Annotated in this window: 18 protein-coding genes and 1 tRNA gene; 13 read left to right on the top strand and 6 right to left on the bottom strand. The window is 49.2% G+C overall.

Annotation, left to right across the window (positions count from 1 at the left end):
* The 3 genes from COW20_18485 to COW20_18495 form a co-directional block, all read left to right on the top strand.
* Nucleotides 1-1,573, top strand: a 1,573-nt coding sequence (locus tag COW20_18485; protein PIW45814.1) for a hypothetical protein, incomplete at its 5' end; no start/stop codon positions are given.
* Nucleotides 1,570-2,646: a hypothetical protein gene (locus tag COW20_18490; protein ID PIW45815.1), complete on the top strand. Its 1,077-nt coding sequence runs from the start codon at nt 1,570-1,572 to the stop codon at nt 2,644-2,646. The genes COW20_18485 and COW20_18490, both read left to right, overlap by 4 nt.
* A gap of 304 nt (nt 2,647-2,950) precedes the next feature.
* Nucleotides 2,951-3,625 carry a hypothetical protein gene (locus COW20_18495; protein PIW45816.1) on the top strand — a complete coding sequence of 225 codons (675 nt, stop codon included), beginning with the start codon at nt 2,951-2,953 and terminating at the stop codon, nt 3,623-3,625.
* Nucleotides 3,626-3,985: 360 nt separating this feature from the next.
* Here the strand turns inward: COW20_18495 and COW20_18500 are convergent, their stop codons facing one another.
* The 5 genes from COW20_18500 to COW20_18520 are packed head-to-tail and all read right to left on the bottom strand — an operon-like array spanning nt 3,986 to nt 9,758.
* Complete coding sequence (locus tag COW20_18500) at nt 3,986-5,476, bottom strand: NADH-quinone oxidoreductase subunit N (protein ID PIW45817.1); 1,491 nt, start codon at nt 5,474-5,476, stop codon at nt 3,986-3,988.
* Entirely contained in the window at nt 5,457-6,980 is a 1,524-nt protein-coding gene (locus COW20_18505) for a hypothetical protein (protein PIW45818.1), read from the bottom strand. Before COW20_18505 ends, COW20_18500 begins: the two co-directional genes overlap by 20 nt.
* Nucleotides 6,977-8,947, bottom strand: a complete 1,971-nt coding sequence (locus COW20_18510; GenBank protein PIW45819.1) for an NADH-quinone oxidoreductase subunit L — start codon at nt 8,945-8,947, stop codon at nt 6,977-6,979. Before COW20_18510 ends, COW20_18505 begins: the two co-directional genes overlap by 4 nt.
* A gap of 5 nt (nt 8,948-8,952) precedes the next feature.
* Nucleotides 8,953-9,255 carry an NADH-quinone oxidoreductase subunit NuoK gene (locus COW20_18515; protein ID PIW45820.1) on the bottom strand — a complete coding sequence of 101 codons (303 nt, stop codon included), beginning with the start codon at nt 9,253-9,255 and terminating at the stop codon, nt 8,953-8,955.
* Complete coding sequence (locus COW20_18520) at nt 9,255-9,758, bottom strand: NADH-quinone oxidoreductase subunit J (GenBank protein ID PIW45821.1); 504 nt, start codon at nt 9,756-9,758, stop codon at nt 9,255-9,257. Before COW20_18520 ends, COW20_18515 begins: the two co-directional genes overlap by 1 nt.
* A 202-nt stretch (nt 9,759-9,960) precedes the next feature.
* On the opposite strand from COW20_18520, the gene COW20_18525 reads away from it, so the two are divergent.
* From COW20_18525 to COW20_18560, 8 genes are all read left to right on the top strand, one after another.
* Entirely contained in the window at nt 9,961-10,362 is a 402-nt protein-coding gene (locus tag COW20_18525) for a hypothetical protein (protein ID PIW45822.1), read from the top strand.
* 15 nt (nt 10,363-10,377) lie between these two features.
* The gene (locus tag COW20_18530) at nt 10,378-10,878 is read left to right on the top strand and encodes a hypothetical protein (protein ID PIW45823.1); all 501 of its coding nucleotides are present in this window, start codon (nt 10,378-10,380) and stop codon (nt 10,876-10,878) included.
* A 14-nt stretch (nt 10,879-10,892) separates the two neighbouring features.
* Complete coding sequence (locus tag COW20_18535) at nt 10,893-11,360, top strand: chemotaxis protein CheW (protein PIW45824.1); 468 nt, start codon at nt 10,893-10,895, stop codon at nt 11,358-11,360.
* On the top strand, nt 11,357-13,213 hold the full coding sequence (locus tag COW20_18540) for a hypothetical protein (GenBank protein ID PIW45825.1): 1,857 nt from the start codon (nt 11,357-11,359) through the stop codon (nt 13,211-13,213). The genes COW20_18535 and COW20_18540 overlap by 4 nt, the downstream gene beginning before the upstream one ends.
* Nucleotides 13,214-13,493: 280 nt before the next feature.
* A complete protein-coding gene (locus COW20_18545; protein PIW45826.1) occupies nt 13,494-16,055 on the top strand; it encodes a DNA gyrase subunit A in 2,562 nt (853 codons plus the stop codon).
* Nucleotides 16,056-16,067: 12 nt separating this feature from the next.
* Nucleotides 16,068-17,870: an elongation factor 4 gene (locus COW20_18550; protein ID PIW45827.1), complete on the top strand. Its 1,803-nt coding sequence runs from the start codon at nt 16,068-16,070 to the stop codon at nt 17,868-17,870.
* Between the two features lie 26 nt (nt 17,871-17,896).
* Nucleotides 17,897-18,568 carry a hypothetical protein gene (locus COW20_18555; GenBank protein PIW45828.1) on the top strand — a complete coding sequence of 224 codons (672 nt, stop codon included), beginning with the start codon at nt 17,897-17,899 and terminating at the stop codon, nt 18,566-18,568.
* Nucleotides 18,569-18,709: 141 nt separating this feature from the next.
* Complete coding sequence (locus COW20_18560) at nt 18,710-18,916, top strand: hypothetical protein (protein PIW45829.1); 207 nt, start codon at nt 18,710-18,712, stop codon at nt 18,914-18,916.
* A gap of 63 nt (nt 18,917-18,979) precedes the next feature.
* On the opposite strand, the gene COW20_18565 is transcribed toward COW20_18560, so the two are convergent.
* Nucleotides 18,980-20,290, bottom strand: coding sequence for a carboxypeptidase (locus COW20_18565; GenBank protein ID PIW45830.1), 1,311 nt, complete (start codon nt 20,288-20,290; stop codon nt 18,980-18,982).
* Nucleotides 20,291-20,641: 351 nt separating this feature from the next.
* On the opposite strand from COW20_18565, the gene COW20_18570 reads away from it, so the two are divergent.
* Both COW20_18570 and COW20_18575 read left to right on the top strand, forming a co-directional pair.
* Nucleotides 20,642-20,715: transfer RNA gene (locus tag COW20_18570), tRNA-Pro, on the top strand.
* Nucleotides 20,682-21,740, top strand: a complete 1,059-nt coding sequence (locus COW20_18575) for a hypothetical protein (GenBank protein ID PIW45831.1) — start codon at nt 20,682-20,684, stop codon at nt 21,738-21,740. Before COW20_18570 ends, COW20_18575 begins: the two co-directional genes overlap by 34 nt.
* Nucleotides 21,741-21,818: the final 78 nt, after the last annotated feature.

Genomic DNA, 21,818 nt, shown 5'->3' on the forward strand with positions numbered 1-21,818 from the left:
TTTTCAGGTACTTTCAGCCCCCCAGCCGATCAATTGCCCTTCAGATTATCAATACTATGGCTATGCCTGTGCACAAACGGGTCTGGTTACAGCTTTAAATGCTTCTCTGGGCTTCTTTCCTGTGCCCCCCCCCACACCTGCAGGAGATTCTGTTTCTTTGACTTCTTCGGGTCTCTATTCACGAATTGTTGAAGGCCAGTCAGGCTATTACTATGGTGTAAATGTGCTCGAAACAGGGCTCAATGCCCAGAATCAACCCATTGCAACCCGGCTGATTCTCAGTACAGGAGTGAATGCCTGGGATCTGGGCTCGCTTAATGGGGGTTTCAGTCGAAATGTTTCCAGTTCCATCGAACTGGTCAGCAGCGATGGCTTGAATTTTACGCTGGATACCAGTCGTTCCTGGCCAGCAGGGTTTGGCTTTAATTACCAATCAGACACAAACAAGCTGACCGATGGTGGTGAGGTTTGTGTTGAAGGTTCCTGGGGCACAAGCAATAACAGTATGTGGGTTAACTCTGCCAGCGGGGTTTGGAACCCGACTGAATCCAAAGCACAGTTTCAACTGAGTATCTCAGGCACGGCTCAAGGGGGAGCCTCTGTTTTTGCTGTCAATTCTGAGGGAACGAGTTTCTGTTCAAACTATGGGGTGGGAGGGCCTTCTACCGCAAGTATTTCACTTGAAGTTTATTTGCCTCCCCAGCCAGATCCCCAGCCTACGCCCACTCCTACGCCAAGTGAATCAAATCCACCTGACTCAGCCGCTGAAATTAGTTTGGAAGAATGCAGCAAAATTAACGCCTATTGTCCAGTTGTACCTCGTTCTGGTGACTTTCAAATTCTGGCAAAAAAGAGAACACCCTTAGAATATCTCATCGCTTTACAAAAAGAATTGAGTTCAGAACTCGCCAAAACAACAGCATTAATCTGGTATCAAAACGAAATTAATCGTTTACAAACACAAAATACAATACTTCGTGAAGAATTAAGACAAAGTATCCAAGCCTATCGTAATTCAAGTTCAAATTCCAAAAAACTTGTCGATGCCACAATCGATAAAATGCAAATGCTTATGAATACCAGAAAAATAATGGAGCGTTACTATGCAGCAATTATCTATCTCAACAATGCCTCTGCGATGTTCCCTTGTGAATCTTGTGTAAAAAAAGCGCTACAAATTGTTGGCAAACAGGATAAAGGAGATCTGTTTGAACGCGAAATTTTGGAGATTTATCGCAATACGGTCGCGTCAAATCCCCTCAGTATGAAAACAAATCTTACCTATCAATTGCCAGGAAGATCAGATACCTATGAGCTTGATTTTGAATCCAGTGATCGTGTTGGAGAAATCTCAAATCAATTAAGACGGTTTAAAGGAGGAAAGGATGATCAAATTGAACGCCACCTTGAGTATGCCCACACTCAGGGGGGAGGAAAGCCAGTCGAATTGGTCTATGGTTATAATACGAAAGAACAGGAACTCAATAAAATCCGTACAGATTTTGCCTCACAAATTCGAGCTGGAAATCTGATCTTAACCGACTGGAGAGATGTGGTTCTGCCCCCTCTATGAGAAACGAGCCTGTAGAATTTACTTTTTTTGGATTTCAAAAAAAATATCTGGATACATTTTTAGATCAGTGGTTTCTCTTTGATGAGAAAAATTATGTGCGAGAACATCGATATGATTCAAAAATAAAACCCTTTGGTTATGAGTATGCCTCAAGATTTCAGCGAAAATTCTGGAATTATTCAGAATTCATAGCTTACTGTAAAAGCCAAGCTGAAGTAAATCTGGGTATTTTTGGAAAACTTAGGCTTGAAGGCACAAATATTGGCCAGGGAATGTCGTGTGAAATTTTCACCTCTGGCCCCATGCCCCGTCTGGAATTTTGTTTTAATGAATTTGCCATCAGAGAAGCTGAAGATGAAGAGCTTGAAATGATGTACGACTATGTCAAACGCATGGCTGAAACATTTGAAATTCCCTATGTGGTCTTTTGTGAGGTATCAACAAGTCCAGAAGAATTTAGATTTGATGGCAAGAGCCTGGAAATAGATCTCATTCTTTTAAATCAAAGCATGGACGATGATGAGTTTATTGATCGCATCTGGGTTCACAAGGGTTGGCCCGCTCCAGATAATTATCCCGTGATCTATGTTCAAACCTATCCTGGTAGCTACCAGGAATATCAAAGTATTCGCTTTGATGGAAAAACACAAGATCTCTATGATCAAAGAAGAGAGGAGCGAGCAAGGGAGAAAGATCCGCTAACAGGTCAAGCTATTGCGCAAGAAATCCATTCTGAAGAAAAAAAGCAGACCTTTTCTTGGGATGGTTCTTACCATACCGTTCCCTACGAACCAGCCAGCAACTATCCTCTCAGTGTGCCTCAAAAAAACAAAATGAAATTTGATTTACTGGCTTTAATCGATAATCTTATCAACAACCGAATTTCATATGCCATTTTTTCTGATGAATTTTCAGATCTACTCTATAAGGTTCCTCATTTCTGCATGTTTAAGACAGATCTCTCTTTCTTTGAGGAAATAGATCGTCTCACATATTTGTCTTTAAATGAAAACGAAATAAAAATGGAAATAGAGAAACGCTACAAGCAGTATTCAAAAAGCAACAGAGATTGATCGAGACTCTTAGCCAACCCAATCGGCCCTAGAAAAACCAGCCTTCACCAACCTGAAAAGCCCCACTCCGAACAGAGTGACAACAAGCTTCAGGTATCAAACACAAAACAAGCCAAAATACCCGCAGATCTAGAGATCCAAGCAAAATTTTGCTATAGTAAAAGAAAGGTCTGATTAAGGACTGAACAGATCATTAAGTGATCTTTAAGTTTCTTCTAAGTTTATAGAAGCCTTCACAAGATCCTGACAGCCTTTTGCGACAATACCTGTGTGAAGTTTGCCAAAACCCGGAGGAACCCGAACCATGCCGAACCTGAGACCCCTCAACGAAATTATGCCCGCTCAACAGTATCAGCCTCAACAGCCTGTACAACCTCAGCCTCAACCCGCTGAGCAATACCAACCCCAACCTGCCATGCCTGGCAACCTGCGTGTCGAACAACTGACCAACTCTGCTCAAATGCAGAGTTTTCAGAACAACGGCCGTGTTGAAGTTGTCATTCAGGATCGCACCCGGGGTCACTTCGTTATTTCTGCAGATCAGCTGAATATCTCCATGGTGGATCAACAGACCGGCGGCATCGGTCTGGGTAACGAACTTCGCATGTTTGACGCCAATGGTGATGGCTGGCTGGTAGAACAAGAACTTCAAACTGCAATTGGTTCCGCTCCCGTTGGCGAAGGCACTTCCAAATTTGAACACGTTGCATCCACCACCCTGGGTGGCGGTATGTTCGGTGCAGCGGTTGGCGGAATCGCCGCAAAAATGGGTCTGGATATCGGCAGCAAGCTCGGTGGCAAATTTGCAGGAACCAAAGGCTGGATGATCGGTGCTGGCGCTGGCGCAGCTGTCGGTCTGGTCGCAGGTTTTATCACCCACAAAGGCAACAAGGCCAATGACTCAGCCCCTGCCAATGTCAATGGCTACCGTGCTGAAACTCAGTGGAACGAAAGCCGTTTGGCCAAGACCGTTCTCTAAACAAACTTCACAACCAAGCCCCGGAAATTCCGGGGCTTTTTTCATGGGAAGATTTTGGGGCTGACTTCTGTTGAGAACCTCCAGGCAGTTCCCACGTGCCAGCGTTTAGAGCATTAAGCAACGCAGACGACTTCAGCGAAACTTCGTATGAACCCTCAAGAGAAACGCTCAGAGCGGATCCGTCTCTCGCGCCCAAAGTCTATTCAGGCAGGCCAACCCCAAAATCAGGGCTGAATGCTCAGGTAAAAGCCATACGAGAGCTTGAGTCGTTCAAGCTTTGTATCTGCACGGGTTGGTTTCTGGAAGTGAAAATCTAGCCCAGCAGAGACAAGAAAATCCCTGCTGGGCTTCAAGTGTGAATTATAAAAAGCTGGTGCCCTGTAGCCACTGCAAAAGGGGAACCAAGCCAGGAAAAACATTGAGGAAATTCACCGGGGCAAAGCCGGCCCAAAGCACAGCAAAACCACTGCAGCCCAAAACAGCGCCCAAGGCGATCGGACGCACACGGGGCGCTTCGAGATGGGGGGCGGTGGGCTCCATATAAAGGGTCATGATCACCTTCAGATAATAGACAATTGAAAGTATGCTGCCCAAAATAGCCACAGCGACAACCGCTGTCTGCTGCGCTTGAATCGCCGTTAAAAACAGATAGTATTTGGCAAAGAAACCACCCAGGGGGGGAACGCCAATAAAAGAGAAAAACAAAATACTCAGCCCCAAAGCCGTCAGTGGATAGCGCTTGCCCAAACCTGCAAGATCTGAAATCTGAACAAATTCTTCGTTTTGCGAACTGAGCCAGGTCAGGGCTGTAAAAATGCCCAAAGAACTGAGCACATAGATCAAAAGATAATAGAGCAGCGCGGGAATGGCTTCATTCCCAGCGTGCAGGGCCAGAGCGGTCAGCCCGGTAAGCAGATAGCCCGTATGCGCGATACTGGAATAGGCAAGCATGCGTTTGATATTGCGCTGGGTATAAGCCAGAATATTCCCACCGAGAATGGTTAGAATCGCGAGCACGCCCACAACTTCCACCCAATAGGACTTCAGCGAGATAAAACCCTCTCCTAAAACGCGGATCATCAATGCGAAAAAAGCAGCTTTCACAGCCGTGGCCATAAACCCCGTCACGGGCATTGAAGCCCCTTCGTAGGCATCGGGAGACCAGGTATGAAAGGGAACCGCTGCCACCTTAAAGGCCATGCCAATCAGCACCAGCATCAGGCCCATGCCCGCCAAAGGCTCAAGAGGATGGGTTGAGAAATAGGTGTGTAAAGCGTAAAGACGGGTAGACGCAACCGAGCCATAGAGCATGGCAATGCCATAGAGCAGCAGGGCTGAGGCCAGAGAGCCCAAAAGAAAATATTTAAAGGCCCCTTCATTGGCGCGAATATTGTTGCGGGCATAGCCCACCAAGACATAGATCGCTACCGAGACCACTTCCAGGGCAATATACAAAGTAATCAGATCACGGCTGGAACTCAAGAGCAACATGCCACTCAAAGCGAAGAAGAGCAGGGCATAGAATTCGGCCTGCACCAATCCCTCACGCTCAAGATAATAGGAAGCATTCAAAACCGTCACAAAGGTAGCAACCGTCAATAAAAGATGGAAAAAGAGTGCATAGGGATCCACCATCAGGTAACCGCCCATGATTTCGGCATTGGGCCAGTCAATATACGCTTTGATCGAGGCAGCACCCACACAGCCCAGCCCCACTATTGAGAGATAAAAGAGCAAGGAGCCCTGTTTACGGGAGGGAACAAAGACCCCGATCAAGAGCAGTACAAGCCCCCAGAAAACAGGCAGAGCGACGGGTAAAAAAACAGACCATTTATCCATGGAAAGAGGCATCACTTTCGGGCGAGATCACCTGCTGGGGAAAATTGCGAAACTGTAGATACTGCTGAACAGAAGACTTTGTACGCTCCAGAACAGGCGCGGTATAAAGCCCCATCAAAACTACAGCCAGCACCAGCGGGACAAAAACAGCCTGACACAAGGGGGCCAGGGTAAGAGAAGTCTCTCGTTGCGGGGCATGAAAGGCTCCAAAAAGAAAACGTTGGTTTAACCAGAGCATATACGCGGCAGAAAGGATCAGGGTCAGAGCGGCTCCGGCTCCCAAGAGGGGAGAATGGGTGGTCACACCCAAAAGAATCAAAAACTCACCGACAAAGCCATTCAGACCCGGCACGCCAATCGAGGCAAAACTAAACAGTGAAAAAAGCACGGCGAAAAGAGGTGCTGGCTTGGCCAAGCCACCCAACTCAGCAATCTCGGTGGTGCCATAATGCTCTTCAATCAAGCTGACCAATAAAAAGAGTGCGCCAGTGGCCACCGCGTGGTTAATGATGTGATAGAGGGTTCCCTGCAAACTGCTCTGATTCCAGCTAAAGACTCCCAAAGCCAGCAAAGACATATGGCTGAACGAAGAATAGGCAAGTAAACGCTTGAGATTGGTCTGGCCCAAGGCCGCAAAAGCCCCGTACACAACCCCCAAGACCGCCAGCCCAGACAGGTAAGGGGCCCATTGGGTCATCGACTCAGGAAAAAGCGGAACCACTATCCGAATCAGGCCATAGATTCCCATTTTGGCCATCAGACCTGACAAAAGAAAAGTCACCAGCGAAGGGGCTTCTTGATAGGTATCCGGCAACCAAGTATGCAAAGGGAAAAGCGGAACCTTGATCAAAAACGCCAGGGCAAAGCCAAAGAAGAGCAGATCGACCAAAGGCGTCAAGGGCAGATGCAGTTGATACAGAACCGGCAGCGAAAAACTCCAGTCCCCTGTTTTAGCGTGGTACTGAACTCCCAGATAGAGAATGCTGAACAAAAGCACCAGCGAACCCACCATGGTATAAATCACGAATTTTAAAACCGCTTGTTTGCGTTTGGGGCCGCCCCAAAGGCCGATCATAAAAAAGGCAGGAATCAACATGAGTTCCCAAAACAGGTAAAAGAGGAAGAGATTCAAAGCCAAAACGGTTCCCAAAAGACCCGCCTCAAAGAGCAAAAGCAGCGCAAAGAAAGAACCCGGATAGGCTTTTTTCGAAGCATAGGCCATCAGCATGGCAATCAGGATAAAAACAGGAATCAGCAAAACCAAAAAGAGGCTGATGCCATCCACCGCCAGATGGTACTCAATCCCAAAGCGTGGAATCCAGTTCAGTTTTTCTTCCATCTGAAATAGATTCTGGGGTTGAAAACGCAGCAGTACAGCAGCCGCTAAAAGCAGATCAAGCAAAGCAATCACAATCGCGCTGGGTTTCACCAGATGCTCGGCTTTACGCGCAAGCGCAAGAAGAGCCAGACCACCCACAAAGGGAAGAAAAATAAGCAGACTTAAGAGATGGTTCATAGCTCAAAAACTCCGGGTAAGTGCAAAAGAAGATAAAGGTAGACCAGAATAAACAGGCCAAAAAGCATATATTGGGCATAGGTTCTGACATGGCCTGTCTGTAAAGTGCGTAAAGAAAGGGAAAACACATAATAGGCCCAGGTTCCAGCCCGAATCACGCCATCAATCATAATCGGTTCAGCGACCTGGCGGCAGAACTGGCCCAAAGCCAACCAGGGTTTGACAATTCCTTTTTGGTAAAGCAGATCAAAACCAAATTTAGCATCCAAAAGCTGGGTAAAGGCATTGACCGGAATAGCAGGCACAGTGTCTGTAATTTTGCCAAAGCGTTTCAAGGCAAAGCCAATCCCAGCGGCAGCAGCCAAAACCGAAAGCGCCATCAGCATCAGAGAAACCCCCTGAACAGAAGCTGCGGCGACAGGGTGCTCGCCATACAGGGGCGAAAGCCAGTGAACAAACCAATTGGGCAAGCCCAATGTTGCTGGCATCCCTAAGAAACCCACGCTGACTGCGCCCAGGCCCAAAAGCGCCAAAGGCAATTTCATCAACAAAGGCTCAGATTGAGGCGCGTGGTCTCCACGGTAAGTGCCCCCAAAGGCCAAAAAGTAAAGGCGGAACATATAAAAAGCGGTGAGCGCAGCGGTTACAAGCCCCACGCCCCAAAACAGATAGTGCTGTTTTTCCCAGAGCGACCAGAGAATTTCATCTTTGCTGAAAAAACCCGCGAAGGGGGGAATACCGGCGATGGCCAGGCAGGAGACCAGCATCGCGGCATGGGTCACAGGCAAGTATTTACGCAACCCGCCCATTTTACGCAGGTCTTGCTCATGGTGAAGGGCATGAATAATCGCACCAGCGCCTAAAAACAGAGCGGCCTTGAAAAAGGCATGGGTAAAGACATGAAACATCCCTGCGGCATAAGCGCCACTGCCAACGCCCATGAACATATAGCCCAGCTGGCTGACGGTTGAATAGGCCAAGACCTTTTTAATATCATGCTGAACCAAGGCGATCAAGGCGGCCATCAAGGCCGTCAGAGAACCAATCAAAACAATCAGCCAGGCCACAGCGGGCGTTGCGGTATAAATAAAGTGCAGACGCGCCACCATATACACTCCCGCTGTCACCATCGTCGCAGCGTGAATCAGTGCACTGACCGGTGTTGGGCCCGCCATGGCATCGGGCAACCAAACATGCAGCGGAATCTGGGCTGACTTGCCCAAGGCACCGATCAAAAGCAAAAAGGCAATCACAGGCAGAATATAAAAATCAGAGGCTCCTATTTTGGCCTGAATCGTTGCAAAATCAAAGGCCCCGGTTTCTCTGAAAAGCAGAAAAATACCCAAGATAAAGCCGAAGTCACCGACCCGGTTGACCAAAAAGGCTTTGGTTCCGGCGCCCGCTTTTGCTGAATCTTCAAACCAGAAACCAATCAAGAGATAAGAGCAGAGCCCAACCCCTTCCCAGCCCATAAACAAGCCGATGATATTATCGGAGAGAATCAGCAGCAACATGGCCCCTAAAAAGAGATTGAGCCAGGCAAAATAACGGGCAAAGCCCCGATCGCCATGCATATAGCTGAGCGAAAAGAGATGAATCAGGGTGCCTATAAACGTAATCATCAGCACCATAATCGCGGAGAGATGATCCATGCTCAGACCCAGTTTGATTTGAAAACTGCCGGTATCGAGCCAGTTGAGCAAGGTGCTCTGCCAAACCGCAGCGGAATCACCCAGCATGGGCAAAAACAACAAGAGCGCAATCAAGGTGGCCAGCGCAGGTCCTGAACAGGCAATCGCTCCAACGACTTTTTCAGAAAGCCCCTGTTGCTGACGGGCATTGAATAAACTGCCCAAGCCCAAAACCAAGGCTCCCGCCAGAGGCAGCAGAACAATCAGATTTAAAAGCGGATTCAGCTGTAAAGCTGCCGTGGGCAGTGAAGTGTGTGCAGCAGAGTGAAGCAACATCGCAATCAGCCTTTCAGAGTGTCGAAATCATCGACATTGAGCGTCTGTCGGTTTTTAAAGATCAGAATCACCAGCGCCAGACTGATCGCCGCTTCAGCGGCGGCCACGGCAATCACAAAGAAAACATAGATATGGCCATCCAGGTGATTAAAGAAGCGCGAAAAGGCCACAAAGCTGAGATTAATGCCATTGAGCATCAACTCCAAAGAAAGGAACAGAATAAAAATGTTTTTACGGCTGATAAAACCTGCAAGGCCCAGAAAAAAAAGCAGGGCGCTCACGGTAAGATAGTGTAAAGGTCCAATCATCAGGCTCTCCGTTTCGCCAGGGCCACGACCCCCACCAGGGCCACCAGCAAAAGAATTGAAATCACTTCAAAGGGAAACACATGGTTGCGGTAAAGGGCCAGCCCAACCGCTTGGATCGAGCCAAAGTCCGATGAAACGGTAGGAAAAACCGCATTTCCAAACTGGGCAATCATTGCACGCTGAACCAAAAAGAAAAAGGGAGCCAAGGCCAAGAGCGCAAGAAAAACCCGTGAGGCAATATTTTTTTCAGGGGGAAGATGGTCTATGCGCACATTCAAAAGCATGATCACAAAGACCATCAAGGCCATAATCGCGCCTGCATAAACCAAAATTTGAATCACGAAGAGAAAATCAGCTGACAATAAAGCGTATAAGCCAGCCAAGGCAATCAAGGTCATGACCAGAGAAAGAGTTGCAGACAGAGGGTGCCTGCGGGTAATGGTCATCAGACCACCGGTCACCGCAATGATTGATAGTATTGTGAAGTAGGCCGTTGTTTCCATGATTTCTGCTTCGTTATTGAGTGCCTTTCAGGTGCAAGAGGCTAAACCATTATAACGGATCCCCCATCAGCCCCCAATATGTTCTGGTGATTTAGACGTGAAAAGAGGCTTTTGAGGATCGCTTCAGGGGTGTGTCATCCTGCAAAAATGGTGGTATACTCGATTAACTTGCCCACAGAGCGCAGACGGAGGAAAAAAGCGAATGGCTTCTATCATGATTGTCGATGACTCCAGTGTTACCCGGAAAGTCATCAAAAAACATATTGGCAGCGGCCCCTATGCCGGCCTGAACCTGATTGAGGCGGCAGACGGTGAGCAGGCGCTTGAAACCTTCAAAGGTGGCGCGCGTCCAGACGTGGTTTTAAGCGACTGGAATATGCCCAAAATGAACGGTTTAGAGTTTGTCAAAAAACTCAGAGAATACGAGAGTTCTATTGGCACTGAAGCGGATAAAAAAGTCAAAATCATCATGATCACGACAGAAGGTACCATTGACAAGGTCACCGAAGCAATGGAGTCAGGTGTGAATGAGTATATTGTCAAACCCTTTACAGCTGATACCCTCAACAAAACCCTGAAAAAGGTTTTGCCGCTGCACGTCTGAGCTGGCGCAAGACACATGGCTTTAGAAAAGCATTTTATCCGCGCTGTCAACAGCGCGGTTTCAAACCTTTTGAGCACCATGATTCCGATGGACTTTAAACTTTCAGAGGAGTCCGCTCAGAACCCGGCAAATACCCAGGGGTTTTCCAGGGAGCTGGTGGGAACCATCGATATCCGTGGGGGACTCAGCGGCAGTATTTCTGTCATGCTTTCCTATCCCCTGGCCATTTCCATGGCCTCGCTTCTGCTTGAAGAGGAATTGGATGAGGTCAATGAAGATGTCTATGAAGCCGTTGCCGAAATTACCAATATGATTGCTGGCGGAGTCAAAACCAGTCTTTCTCAGCATGGCAGCTCCTTCGTGATTGGCCTGCCCCAGGTTTTTGATCTGGGCGGAGACAAGATCTCAGCCTTTCCCGAAGCTGGCAAAGGTCAATTCCCCATTAATGTTCCTGTAGAAACCCTTCAAGGTGCTTTTTGCGTGGCATCTTTGCTGCAGGAAGAGGCTTTTGCTTGAGTGTTTCAACGGCCATGACCGAACTGCTTACAGAAACTCTGCAGGTTGTTTCTTTCAGGCTTGAAAACGAGATTTATTCTTTGGATATTCTCTGTGTACAAGAGATTATTAAGGTTTTACCTGTCACGCAGGTTCCCCTCACGCCCCCCTGGATGGCGGGCGTGATTAATTTGCGCGGTCAGATTTTACCCTTGATTCATTTGGCCTCGCGTTTGGGCCTCAAAAAAACGCCTTACCAACGCAATACCCGCTTTGTGATTGTGCGTGGCAGAGAACAGAATGTCGGACTGGTCGTCGATGAAGTACAGGAAGTACTGCGTCTGCCGGTTTCTCAACTGGAACCCCCTCCCGCCACATCGATTGAAAAAGACTATATTCAGGCGGTCTGCAAACATGACAACAGGCTGGTGATTGTGCTGGATTTGCCAAAAGTACTCTATGATTACAAGCCCCGCCCCGAAACAGTACAGGAGGTTGTATGAAAATTTTTGCCAAACTACTGGTCAGCTTTGGGATTACCTGCGTATCCCTGCTGCTGGTGCTGATGATCAGCCTGGCTGGTCTGGATCAGCTCAACCAAAAGCTCGATCAGGTCTACGATACGATTGATACCAAAACAGAACGCGTGGTTCAAACCTACCAAGAAAGCCAGCGTATCCAACACCAGGCGACCTTTCAATTGGTCTTTGTTTTTATTGGGGGCCTGGTTTTCTCATTGGTGATTGCCGTCTGGCAAGTACGCCAGATTACCCGTTCCCTCAAGGAGGTCAATCAGGTAGCCACCTCGATTGCGGGAGGAAACCTCAACAGGGTAGCGGTGGTCAAAACACAGGATGAATTCGCAGAACTGGCCTATACCTTTAATGAGATGACCCATAATCTCAATGAAAAATTTGCACGCATTCTCGAAACCTCCAATAAAACAGCGCAATCCTCCAGCGAGATTCAGTCTCTGTCGCGGGAAACGGCGGCAGGTGCAGCCAAACAAGCCTCTGCCATCACTGAAATTTCTGGTTTTATGGAAGAAGTCAGCCGTTCCGTCAAAGGCATTGATAACCAGGCCGAAGCCCTGGCTTCCCGCTCCAGCGAAACCATGGGCCAGATTGAACAGGTGGCTCACAATCTGAGTCAGTCCACGCAAAGCATTACCCGTCTTTCCGAGGCCAGTGACCAGGTCTCTGACGTGGTCAGCCAAAACTTCAGAGCCTTTGCTGAAATCAAAGAAAGTGCAGAGTATATCAGCCGGGGCACGGGAGATACCTCTGCCGCAATCAATGAGCTGTCTGCCAGTTTCAATGAAGTCTCTACCAGCCTGCAGGAAGGGGCAAAACTGGCCCTTGATATGCAGGAAGCAGCCTTTGAGGGCAGTGCTGCCGTTCAGGAAACCATCAACGGCATCAACCATCTCAAAGAAGTGGTTTTGGAAGCATCGAAGGTCATTGAACACCTGGGTTCCAGCACCCAAAAAATCGGCGAGATCATCAATGTAATTGACGATATCTCTGATCAGACCAACCTGCTGGCACTGAATGCGGCGATTGAAGCTGCCCGTGCCGGTGAGCATGGCAAAGGCTTCGCGGTAGTCGCCGATGAGGTCAGAAAACTGGCCGAGCGCTCCAGCCGGGCCACCAAAGAGATCTCGGATCTGATCCGGGGTATTCAGGTCGAAGCCGATGGGGCTGTCAAAACCGTTCAGGGGGGAGTGACCCAGGCTGAACAGGGAGCCCGTCTGGCCGCTGAAACCGGAGGCAAGATCAACCAGGTTATCAAAGGGGTCGAAACCACGGTCACCCTGATTGAACAGATCAAAAACGGAGCGGAAGAACAGGCACGTGCTGCAGAGCATATTGCCCACCGCGCTGAAGAGATGAATCATCAGGTCACCAAGGTCACCGAGGCTGTAAAAGCCCAGGCCTTCAATACCGAAAACATCGTGCAGACGATTGAACAGGTACGCCAGATGATCAAGCAGATCGTACAGGCCACGCAAAACCAGGAAGACAGCAATCAACAGATTGTTGCTGCCGCCACCAAAATCAACGAAGCCTCTCAGGCCATCCGCAACGATACAGCCCGTCAGGTCACTTCGATTGAACGGATTACCTCTGCGATTACAGAAGTGGAAAAAATCGCCGATGGCAATGAGCATATTGCCCATCGCACGATGGAATCGGCCCAAGCTGTGGCCGAGTATGGCGAAGAATTACGTGAGATGGTCCAGGAGTTTCACCTGGCCCCTGTCAACAGTGCTTCACGTAAGAAATACATTACCCAATTCAAAGGCGGCGGAGATGTCAAAACCGCGCGCTTGGGAATGCTTGAAAGCGGCAGTTAAAGCCACTTAAACAAAATTAGATGAGGTCGGAAAATTCCGGCCTCTTTCTATTTTTTTGAAATCGATAAGGGGTCCTTTGCCTGCCCTGAGAAACAAAGCACACAAATCTCAAACCTCATCACCTGCGACGTGCCTCTCTGATCAGAGCCAGAGTCCCTCATTCCCCTTGGCTTAAATTGAAAAATATCAGCGACTCTGCAAGGGAATAAGCGCTTCCTACTTAATTTTCAGCCTCGTTTGCGGTATAATGATTCAGTTTTACCAGGAGAAATATCCACCCATGACCACTGATCAAGCGCCGCCTGCGGAGCAGGAATCCAGCCCCTTTGTAACGATCCAAGACGAAATGAAGCAGTCCTTCATGGACTACGCCATGTCCGTCATCGTCTCACGGGCCCTGCCTGATGTCCGCGATGGCCTGAAACCCGTGCACAGACGCATTCTCTATGCCATGCACGAAATGGGCATGACCCCGGATAAACCTTTTAAGAAATCGGCCCGTATCGTCGGGGAAGTTTTGGGTAAATACCACCCCCACGGAGACAGCGCGGTTTACGATACGATGGTGCGTATGGCCCAGCCCTTCTCCCTGCGCCATATGATGGTCGACGGCCAAGGTAACTTCGGCTCGATTGACGGGGATTCCGCAGCAGCCATGCGTTATACCGAAGCCCGCCTGTCTAAATTCGCCATGGAAATGCTGGCGGATCTCGATTGCAATACTGTCGGTTTTACCCCCAACTTTGACGGTTCTCTCGAAGAACCGATTGTCATGCCCAGCAAAGCCCCCAACCTGTTGATCAATGGCGTCACCGGGATTGCCGTCGGGATGGCCACCGAAGTCGCCCCCCACAATCTCAAAGAGGTCTGCGAAGGCCTGGTTTACTTGATTGACAACCCCGATGCCAGCATTCTCGACCTGATGGATTTTATCAAAGGCCCAGATTTCCCCACCGGCGGCATTATCCTCGGCAACCGGGGCATTCGTGAAGCCTTTGAAACCGGACGTGGCAAAGTTACCATGCGTGCCGTGATTGATTTTGAAGAAGGCCATGGCCGCGAGCGCGACCGCCTGATCGTCAAAGAAATCCCCTTCCAGCTCAACAAAACCACCCTGGTTGAACATATCGCCGATCTGGTACAGACTGGCAAACTCGAAGGCATTGCCGATCTGCGTGACGAATCCGATCGTAACGGCATGCGCATCTGTATTGAATTGAAACGCGACGCCAATTCCCAGGTCGTGCTGAACAATCTCTACCAGCAGACCCGTCTGCAATCCAATTACAACTACAATATGGTGGCCCTGGTCAATAACCAACCCCGTCTGCTGAGCCTGAAAGACATTCTCCAGGAGTTTTTAAAGCACCGGATTGAAGTCATTCGTCGCCGCACCCAGTTTTTCCTGGATCGTGCCGAAGGCCGTGCTCACCTCGTAACAGGCTTTCTCAAAGTGCTGGATAACCTCGATGCGGTGATTGAGACCATCCGCGCTTCAAATGGCACCCAAGAGGCCCAGGCCGCTTTGATTGAACGCTTTGAACTGAGTGAGCGCCAAGCCACCGCCGTTCTGGAAATGCAATTGCGCCGCCTGAATGGCCTCGAACAGAAAAAACTTGAAACCGAACACTCTGAACTCTTGCTGCAAATCACTGATTTTCAGCATATTCTGGCAACACCCGAACGGGTAGCCACCCTGATTCGTGAAGAACTCGAAAAATTGGCAGCCAATTTTGAAGATGGCCGTCGCTCTCGTTTAGAAGCTGATCCTGGTGATTTTACCTATGAAGATTTGATTCCCGATGAGCCCATGGTAGTCTTCATGACCCGCCAAGGCTATATCAAACGCAGCCATCTCGACAGCTTCGAACAGCAAAAACGCGGTGGCCGGGGTGTTTCAGGGATTCAAACCCGTGATGAAGACTATATCGCCCAATTTGCAGTGACCAACAGCCATGATTCCCTGCTGTTTTTCACCAACCAGGGCATTGTCTATAATCTCAAAGCCTATGAAATTCCAGAAACCAGCCGCCAATCCAAGGGCAATAGCGTGGCCAACCTCCTTCAGTTCCGTGAGGACGAAGAAGTCACCGCCATGATTCCTGTGCGCGAATTTGACGCGGACAAAAACCTCGTCATGCTCACCCGCCAGGGCATTATCAAAAAAACCCCCTTGAATGCCTATCGCAATATCCGTCGGGCAGGCCTGATTACCGTCAACCTCGATGAGGGAGACGTGCTCGGCTGGGTCGCCCTGACCGATGGCCAACAACAGATTCTGATCGGCACAGCCAACGGCATGGCGATTAAGTTCAAAGAAGAAGATGTTCGCCCGACAGGCCGTACCTCACGCGGTGTCAAAGCCATTCAACTGAAAAACGATGACGTCGTGGTCGGCATGGCCACCCCGCAAGCGGGTCAGACCATTTTGACCGTTACCAACAATGGCTATGGCAAACGCACAGAGATCGAAGAATACCGCCTGCAAAGCCGTGCCGGTTCAGGCATTATCAATATCAAACTGCGCAAAGATGGCAAAGTCGCCAGTCTGCAGGCGGTGGATGGCACTGAGGAACTGATTGTGGTCACCTCACAGGGCATCGTCATTCGCCAGCATGTGCGCGATATCAGCGTTTACAGCCGTTCCACCAAGGGCGTGATGGTGCAAAGATTGGGCGAAGGCGATAAAATCGTCGCAATTGGCCTGATCCAGGAACAACCCGAGGCTCCCGAATCAGAAGCAAACACAACGGAAGGCGAAGCCGCCCCAGCGAGCGAAACCCCTGCCGTGGTGGCAGCAGCTGAGCCCAGCGAAGTAAGCAGCGAAAACAGCGAAAACTAGAAACAACCTCTCATGAGTTATATTGAATCGATCCGTAACTTTTCGATTATTGCCCATATTGACCATGGCAAATCGACCCTGGCCGATCGCCTGATTGAATTTACAGGCGCTCTGTCACAACGTGAAATGATGGAACAGGTGCTCGACAGCCTGGATATTGAGCGCGAACGCGGGATCACGATTAAATCCCAGTCCGCCCGTCTGAACTATACAGCTTCAGACGGCAAACCCTATATCCTCAATCTAATCGACACCCCTGGCCACGTGGATTTTACCTACGAAGTTTCACGCAGTCTGGCAGCCTGTGAAGGTGCCCTGCTGATCATCGACGCCACCCAGGGGGTAGAGGCCCAAACGATTGCCAACCTCTACCTGGCCCTTGAACACGATCTTGAAATTATCCCCGTGATCAATAAAATTGATCTGCCCAGTGCCGACGTGGATCGGGTCAAAGAGCAGATCGCGGATTTGGGGCTCGACCCCGATGAGGTGGTACTGTGCAGCGCCAAAGAAGGCATTGGCATCAAAGACCTACTCGAAGCGATCGTTTTTCATGTGCCGCCCCCCAAAGGCGACCCCGAAAAACCCCTGCAGGCCCTGATTTTTGACTCGGTCTATGATACCTATCGGGGCACAGTGGTGTATTTCCGTATTTTTGAAGGCACCCTGCGCACCCGCGACAAAATTCGCTTCATGGCCTCGGGCAAAAACTACGATGTCACGGAGTTGGGCGTGCTTTTGCCCCACCGCAAACCCGTTGAAGAACTCAAAGCCGGTGAAACCGGTTTTCTTTCAGCTGAAATCAAAGACGTGCAGCATGCCCGTGTCGGCGACACGGTCACACACAGCGAAAAACCCGCCAAAGAACCCTTGGCTGGTTATCGTCCAGCCATTCCCATGGTTTTTTGTGGGCTTTACCCCGTAGATTCTGATGATTACGAAGAACTGAAAGAGGCCTTGGGCAAACTTCAGCTCAATGACGCAGCCTTGGGATTTGAACCTGAAACCTCCAATGCCTTGGGCTTTGGCTTCCGCTGTGGATTTTTGGGACTGCTGCATATGGAAATTATTCAGGAACGTCTGGAACGGGAGTATGATCTTGCGCTGATCGCTACGGCCCCCAGTGTGGTCTACGAAGTGACCACCACCCAAGGCGAAGTGCTGATGATCGACAACCCCCAGAAAATGCCTTTGCCTCAGCATACCGAATCCATGAAAGAACCCTATGTAAAGGTCACGATCATCGCGCCCAAAGACTATGTGGGCCCCATGATGGATCTGGCCCAGAGTCGCCGGGGCCTTTTTATCAGCATGGATTACCCCACTCCCGATCGGGTCGTGATGATCTATGAAATGCCCCTCAATGAAATGATGGCAGACTTCTTTGATCAGCTCAAATCCCGCAGCAGTGGCTACGCCTCGCTCGATTACGAAATGATCGGTGTGCGTGAAGCCGATCTGGTCAAACTGGATATTTTGCTCAATGGTGAAATTGTCGATGCCCTTTCGGTGATTGTGCCCCGCGAAAAAGCGCCCATGATGGGCCGTCTTTTAACCGCTAAACTGCGTGAAATTATTCCCCGCCAGATGTTTGAAATTCCCATCCAAGCAGCGATTGGCAGCCGGGTGGTCAGCCGCGAAACCGTCAAAGCCATGCGCAAAAACGTACTTGCCAAATGCTACGGGGGCGATATTTCGCGTAAACGTAAACTGTTGGAAAAACAAAAAGCAGGTAAAAAGCGCATGAAGCAGGTCGGACGGGTTGAAATTCCGCAAGATGCCTTCATGGCGGTTTTACGCATTGGTCAAGAATAAGCGAAAAGTGCAAGGAGAGAGAAAAAATGGAAGACTATAAAGCCCCTCTGGCTGAAACCCCCGTCAGCGCGGGAGATGAATTGACCCTGGCCGATCTCGAACGCCTGCATGGACTGGAAGCAGCAGAAGCAATTGCTTCTGCTGGTTATGAAAGTAATCTTGAAGATTTGCAGGACAGCACGCTTGAACTCAGTGAAGACCTGCAGGGCAGTGATCCTGATGATCTTGAACTGGCAATTGAACACCAACGGATTGAAATTCCAAGCATGACAACAGCTCCCCCTGCTGAAGCCAGCGAAACACCTGTCGAATCACCTGCACCCGCTGCACAGCCAGGACTGATGATCCAAGTCGGTTCAGAAACTTTGGATTTGAGTAAAAAAGATGATATCTCCTGGTTTGAACAGGAATTTCAAGCCCTCTTCAGCCAAAATCTTTACCCCTATCTGCAACGCATGTCACGCACCTGGAATTCAGAAACTGAAGTCAGTGCCATGTACCAGAAACTTGAAGAACTCTCGCGCAACCGCGGTCCCGTTGAAGAAATCATGGATGTGGCCCAGCAGGTCAGCGTTTACCGTGAAATGACGGAAAAAGAACGCCTGAACGCTGAAGAAATTCAAGCCACTCTGACCCGCATTGAAACCCTTCAAGGGATTCTCGGTCATTACCAAGGGCTTTTCTCAAGCCTGCGCTAAACAGCTTGATATCAAGCTTTCAGCCCTGCCTTAAGGCAGGGCTGTTGTTAATTTTTCGTTAAATTCGTTCAATTGGGTCTTTTATTTTCATATATTCTATGTTAGATACATGTAGATCTTCAGAGAGAGAGGAATTTAAAGATGGGTCTCGATGGCATTTATAATGTGCCTGAGTTTCGCTACCAACAAAAGGTGGAAAAGCATGCGGGCAACACTGAAGAGCGCAAGCAGCAGCAGGAACAGGGCAAAAAAAAGAAAAAACAAGATGACAAGGCTGAAAGTCTTTTCGAAAGTCTGGCCGATAGTTTGGGCCAGTACAGTGACGAACCCTTTCAGTTTTCGGGTTAAGGATTTGTTCACGAAAAAAAGGGGAGCTTTTTCAAGCTCCCCTTTTTAATTGGGTGACGATTCTTAGAGTTTGCCAGCAGTATCGATCAGATACAGTGCTGCATCACGGTTCTCATTCCAGAACTGAGCCACACGGGAGTAGGGGGGATCAAAGCCATCGCCCCAGCTGCCAATTTCAGTGGTGAAGGACATCAAGCCCTTTTCACCAAAGGTGAAGTCATCGGTAATTCCGGAAGCAACATACAGATCAGAGGCCTGTTCAGGAACATAGCCTGTCATTTTACCAAGTTTCTGACCCATTTCAACCAGTTTGGGACTGTTCACGCGCTGCTTGGTATAACCCCAGGGCCAGAGGATCAAATTGCTGAAGCTGTGATAGCTCATCATGATCTTGAGATTGGAATGCGCAGAAACGAAATTACGAACAGCCTGGGTTTCGGGCTCAGAGAAAGGAGCCTTCCCCATAAAGGTATCACTGCTGGGAGAGGAGGAAGAACCGCCTGAATTCCAGTGATGGCCATAGTTGCGGTTCAAATCAACACCGCGATAGCGATTACCATCGTTGGCATTCATGTTTTTACGCCAATTGTCGCCTTTTTCAGCTTGCAGGTGACCGTCTGGATTGACCATGGGAACAATCCAGATATCGCGGGTATTGACCAGCTCAGTAATCTGGGGGTCTTTGCCGTAATTTTCGAGCAGAAGGTGAATCAGGTGCAGGGGAATTTCAACGGTCACCAATTCACGTGCGTGGTGGTTGCCAAAGAAAACGATGCCAGGTTTCTGACTGCCTTCACCTGGGCCGGTGATATGCAGGGCCCACAGATCACGGTTGCCTTCTCCATGCACTTTCTGCCAGGTATCACCGATATCGTGCAGGCTGGAGATCTGGGGATATTGCTGAGCAACCTGTTTCAGTTCTGCCAGCATTTCATCATAGGTATGGTATTGCGGGTCAAACGTATTTTGGGCGCTCATGCCGCGCTCGGGGCTGATCAGGCTGAAGTTCAAACGGCTGAGTTGCAGACGCTGAAAAACTGCATCATTGACTTGACCCAAAACATATTTGGGGGTGACCATCCAGATATCCATGCCCAATTCAGCCAATTGACTGACCTGCGCATTGTTCTGGTAAGAAACTTTGACAACCGTATTGCCAGTGCGGGCCATGGGGCGCGCCGTCATGAAAGAATTCTGGAATGAGGGTTCAAAATTAGCGCTCAGGACTTGCTGCTTGGGATTAACCGCATTGGCGCGCAGAGCGGGATTGCCTGTATTGTTCAGTGGCAAAAGACCGGTCTGGGCACTACAGCCCACCATCAGGGCAACAGAAGCCAGGGCCATACGAAAAGAAGTGCGAAATTGCTTTGACATCGGGATAACCAAACCTCGATTGAAAATTAAGTAAATCTTATCACAAATTTAAAGACATTTACAGGGGGTGGATCCCCAAAGGCAATAAATCATAGCAAATAATTTCAGTTGCTCGCATGAGAATTTGCTGAGAACCTCAAAAAAGATCGCAAAGCGCAAATAAAAAACAATTCAAAAAGCTAGCCTGATGCATTTTTCAGACAGAGAAAAGGCAGGTAGACGCGAGAGAATTTAGAAGCATGAATTGAAACTACTGTGCAAGTCAAAAAAGGGTATGCTAGTATAGTGTCTGCGTTGCTCAAAAAGGAACGCAATTACCCCCCGGCCACAAGCCGGTCACATCGTTACAATCGGGGCGTAGCGCAGCTTGGTAGCGCACCACTTTGGGGTAGTGGGGGTCGCTGGTTCAAATCCAGTCGCTCCGATTTTTGTCTTTTTTTGGGGATTAAAACCTTTGAAACGCCGTTTTCTGTTATTTCTACTGGTTTTAGTAATCCTGGCAGGTTGCTCACACTTGCTCGAGCGACCTTCGCTGGAAACCTACCGTGCTTATTTTACAGATCCCCAGGCAGCCCCCCCTGCCTGGAAAGCCGGTCAGGTCAAAGCGACCTTTTTAGGCACGACCTCCCTGGTCTTTTCCGATGGCGAAACAAATCTCTTGATTGATGGTTTTTTCACCCGCCCCGGCCCCGCCACAGAATTGCCTTTCCGCAAAATTGAAACCAACCGGGATCTGGTACGCAAATACCTTAAACGCCTGGAACTCGATCGGCTGAGTGCGATCTTTGTTTATCATTCCCACTATGATCACGCCATGGATTCAGCTTATATCGCCCTGCAAACCGGGGCCCAGGTCGTGGGTTCAGAATCTACAGCGATGATCTCGCGTGGCGAGGGTTTGAGCTCAAACCAAATTGTGGTTTTAGAACCCTTTAAACCCATGCACTACGGCAAATTTACAGTCACCATGGTTCCTTCCATGCATGTAGATTTGCCCTGGGTCGCCAATCTGACCGGCATGATGGGCACGATTGAAGCTCCTTTTTCTCAACCCGTTTCAATGTTTGATTACCGAGAAGGCGGCACCTTTACGATTCATATTGCCCATCCCCAGGGAACCGCCATGCTGCATGGCGGACAGTACAAAGCCGATGAACTCAAAGGCTTAAAAGCCGATGCGCTCTTTCTCTGTACCCCCGGCCTGGATCGTCTGGGAGAAAACAAAGACCGGTTTTACGATGAATTGGTAACGCAAACAGGGGTCAAAACCATTTATCCCGTGCATTGGGACGATTTCTCCATCTCGCTCGATAAGCCCCTCGAACCCCTGCCCCGAGGCGCAGAAAATCTCGATGCGGCCATGACCTATCTGCTGGAAAAAACCAAACCACACCCAGAAGTCAAAATCCATTTCCTGCAGGGCTGGGAACAGACAACACTCTACCAATAAAGGGCAAAATCCAGGCCATGCCCTGCCCTTTTCCCCCTGTGCTAAGATAGAATGTACTTTCAGTCAGAAGAAAGTCCA

The organism is bacterium (Candidatus Blackallbacteria) CG13_big_fil_rev_8_21_14_2_50_49_14, from assembly GCA_002783405.1.
GTDB lineage: Bacteria > Cyanobacteriota > Sericytochromatia > UBA7694 > UBA7694.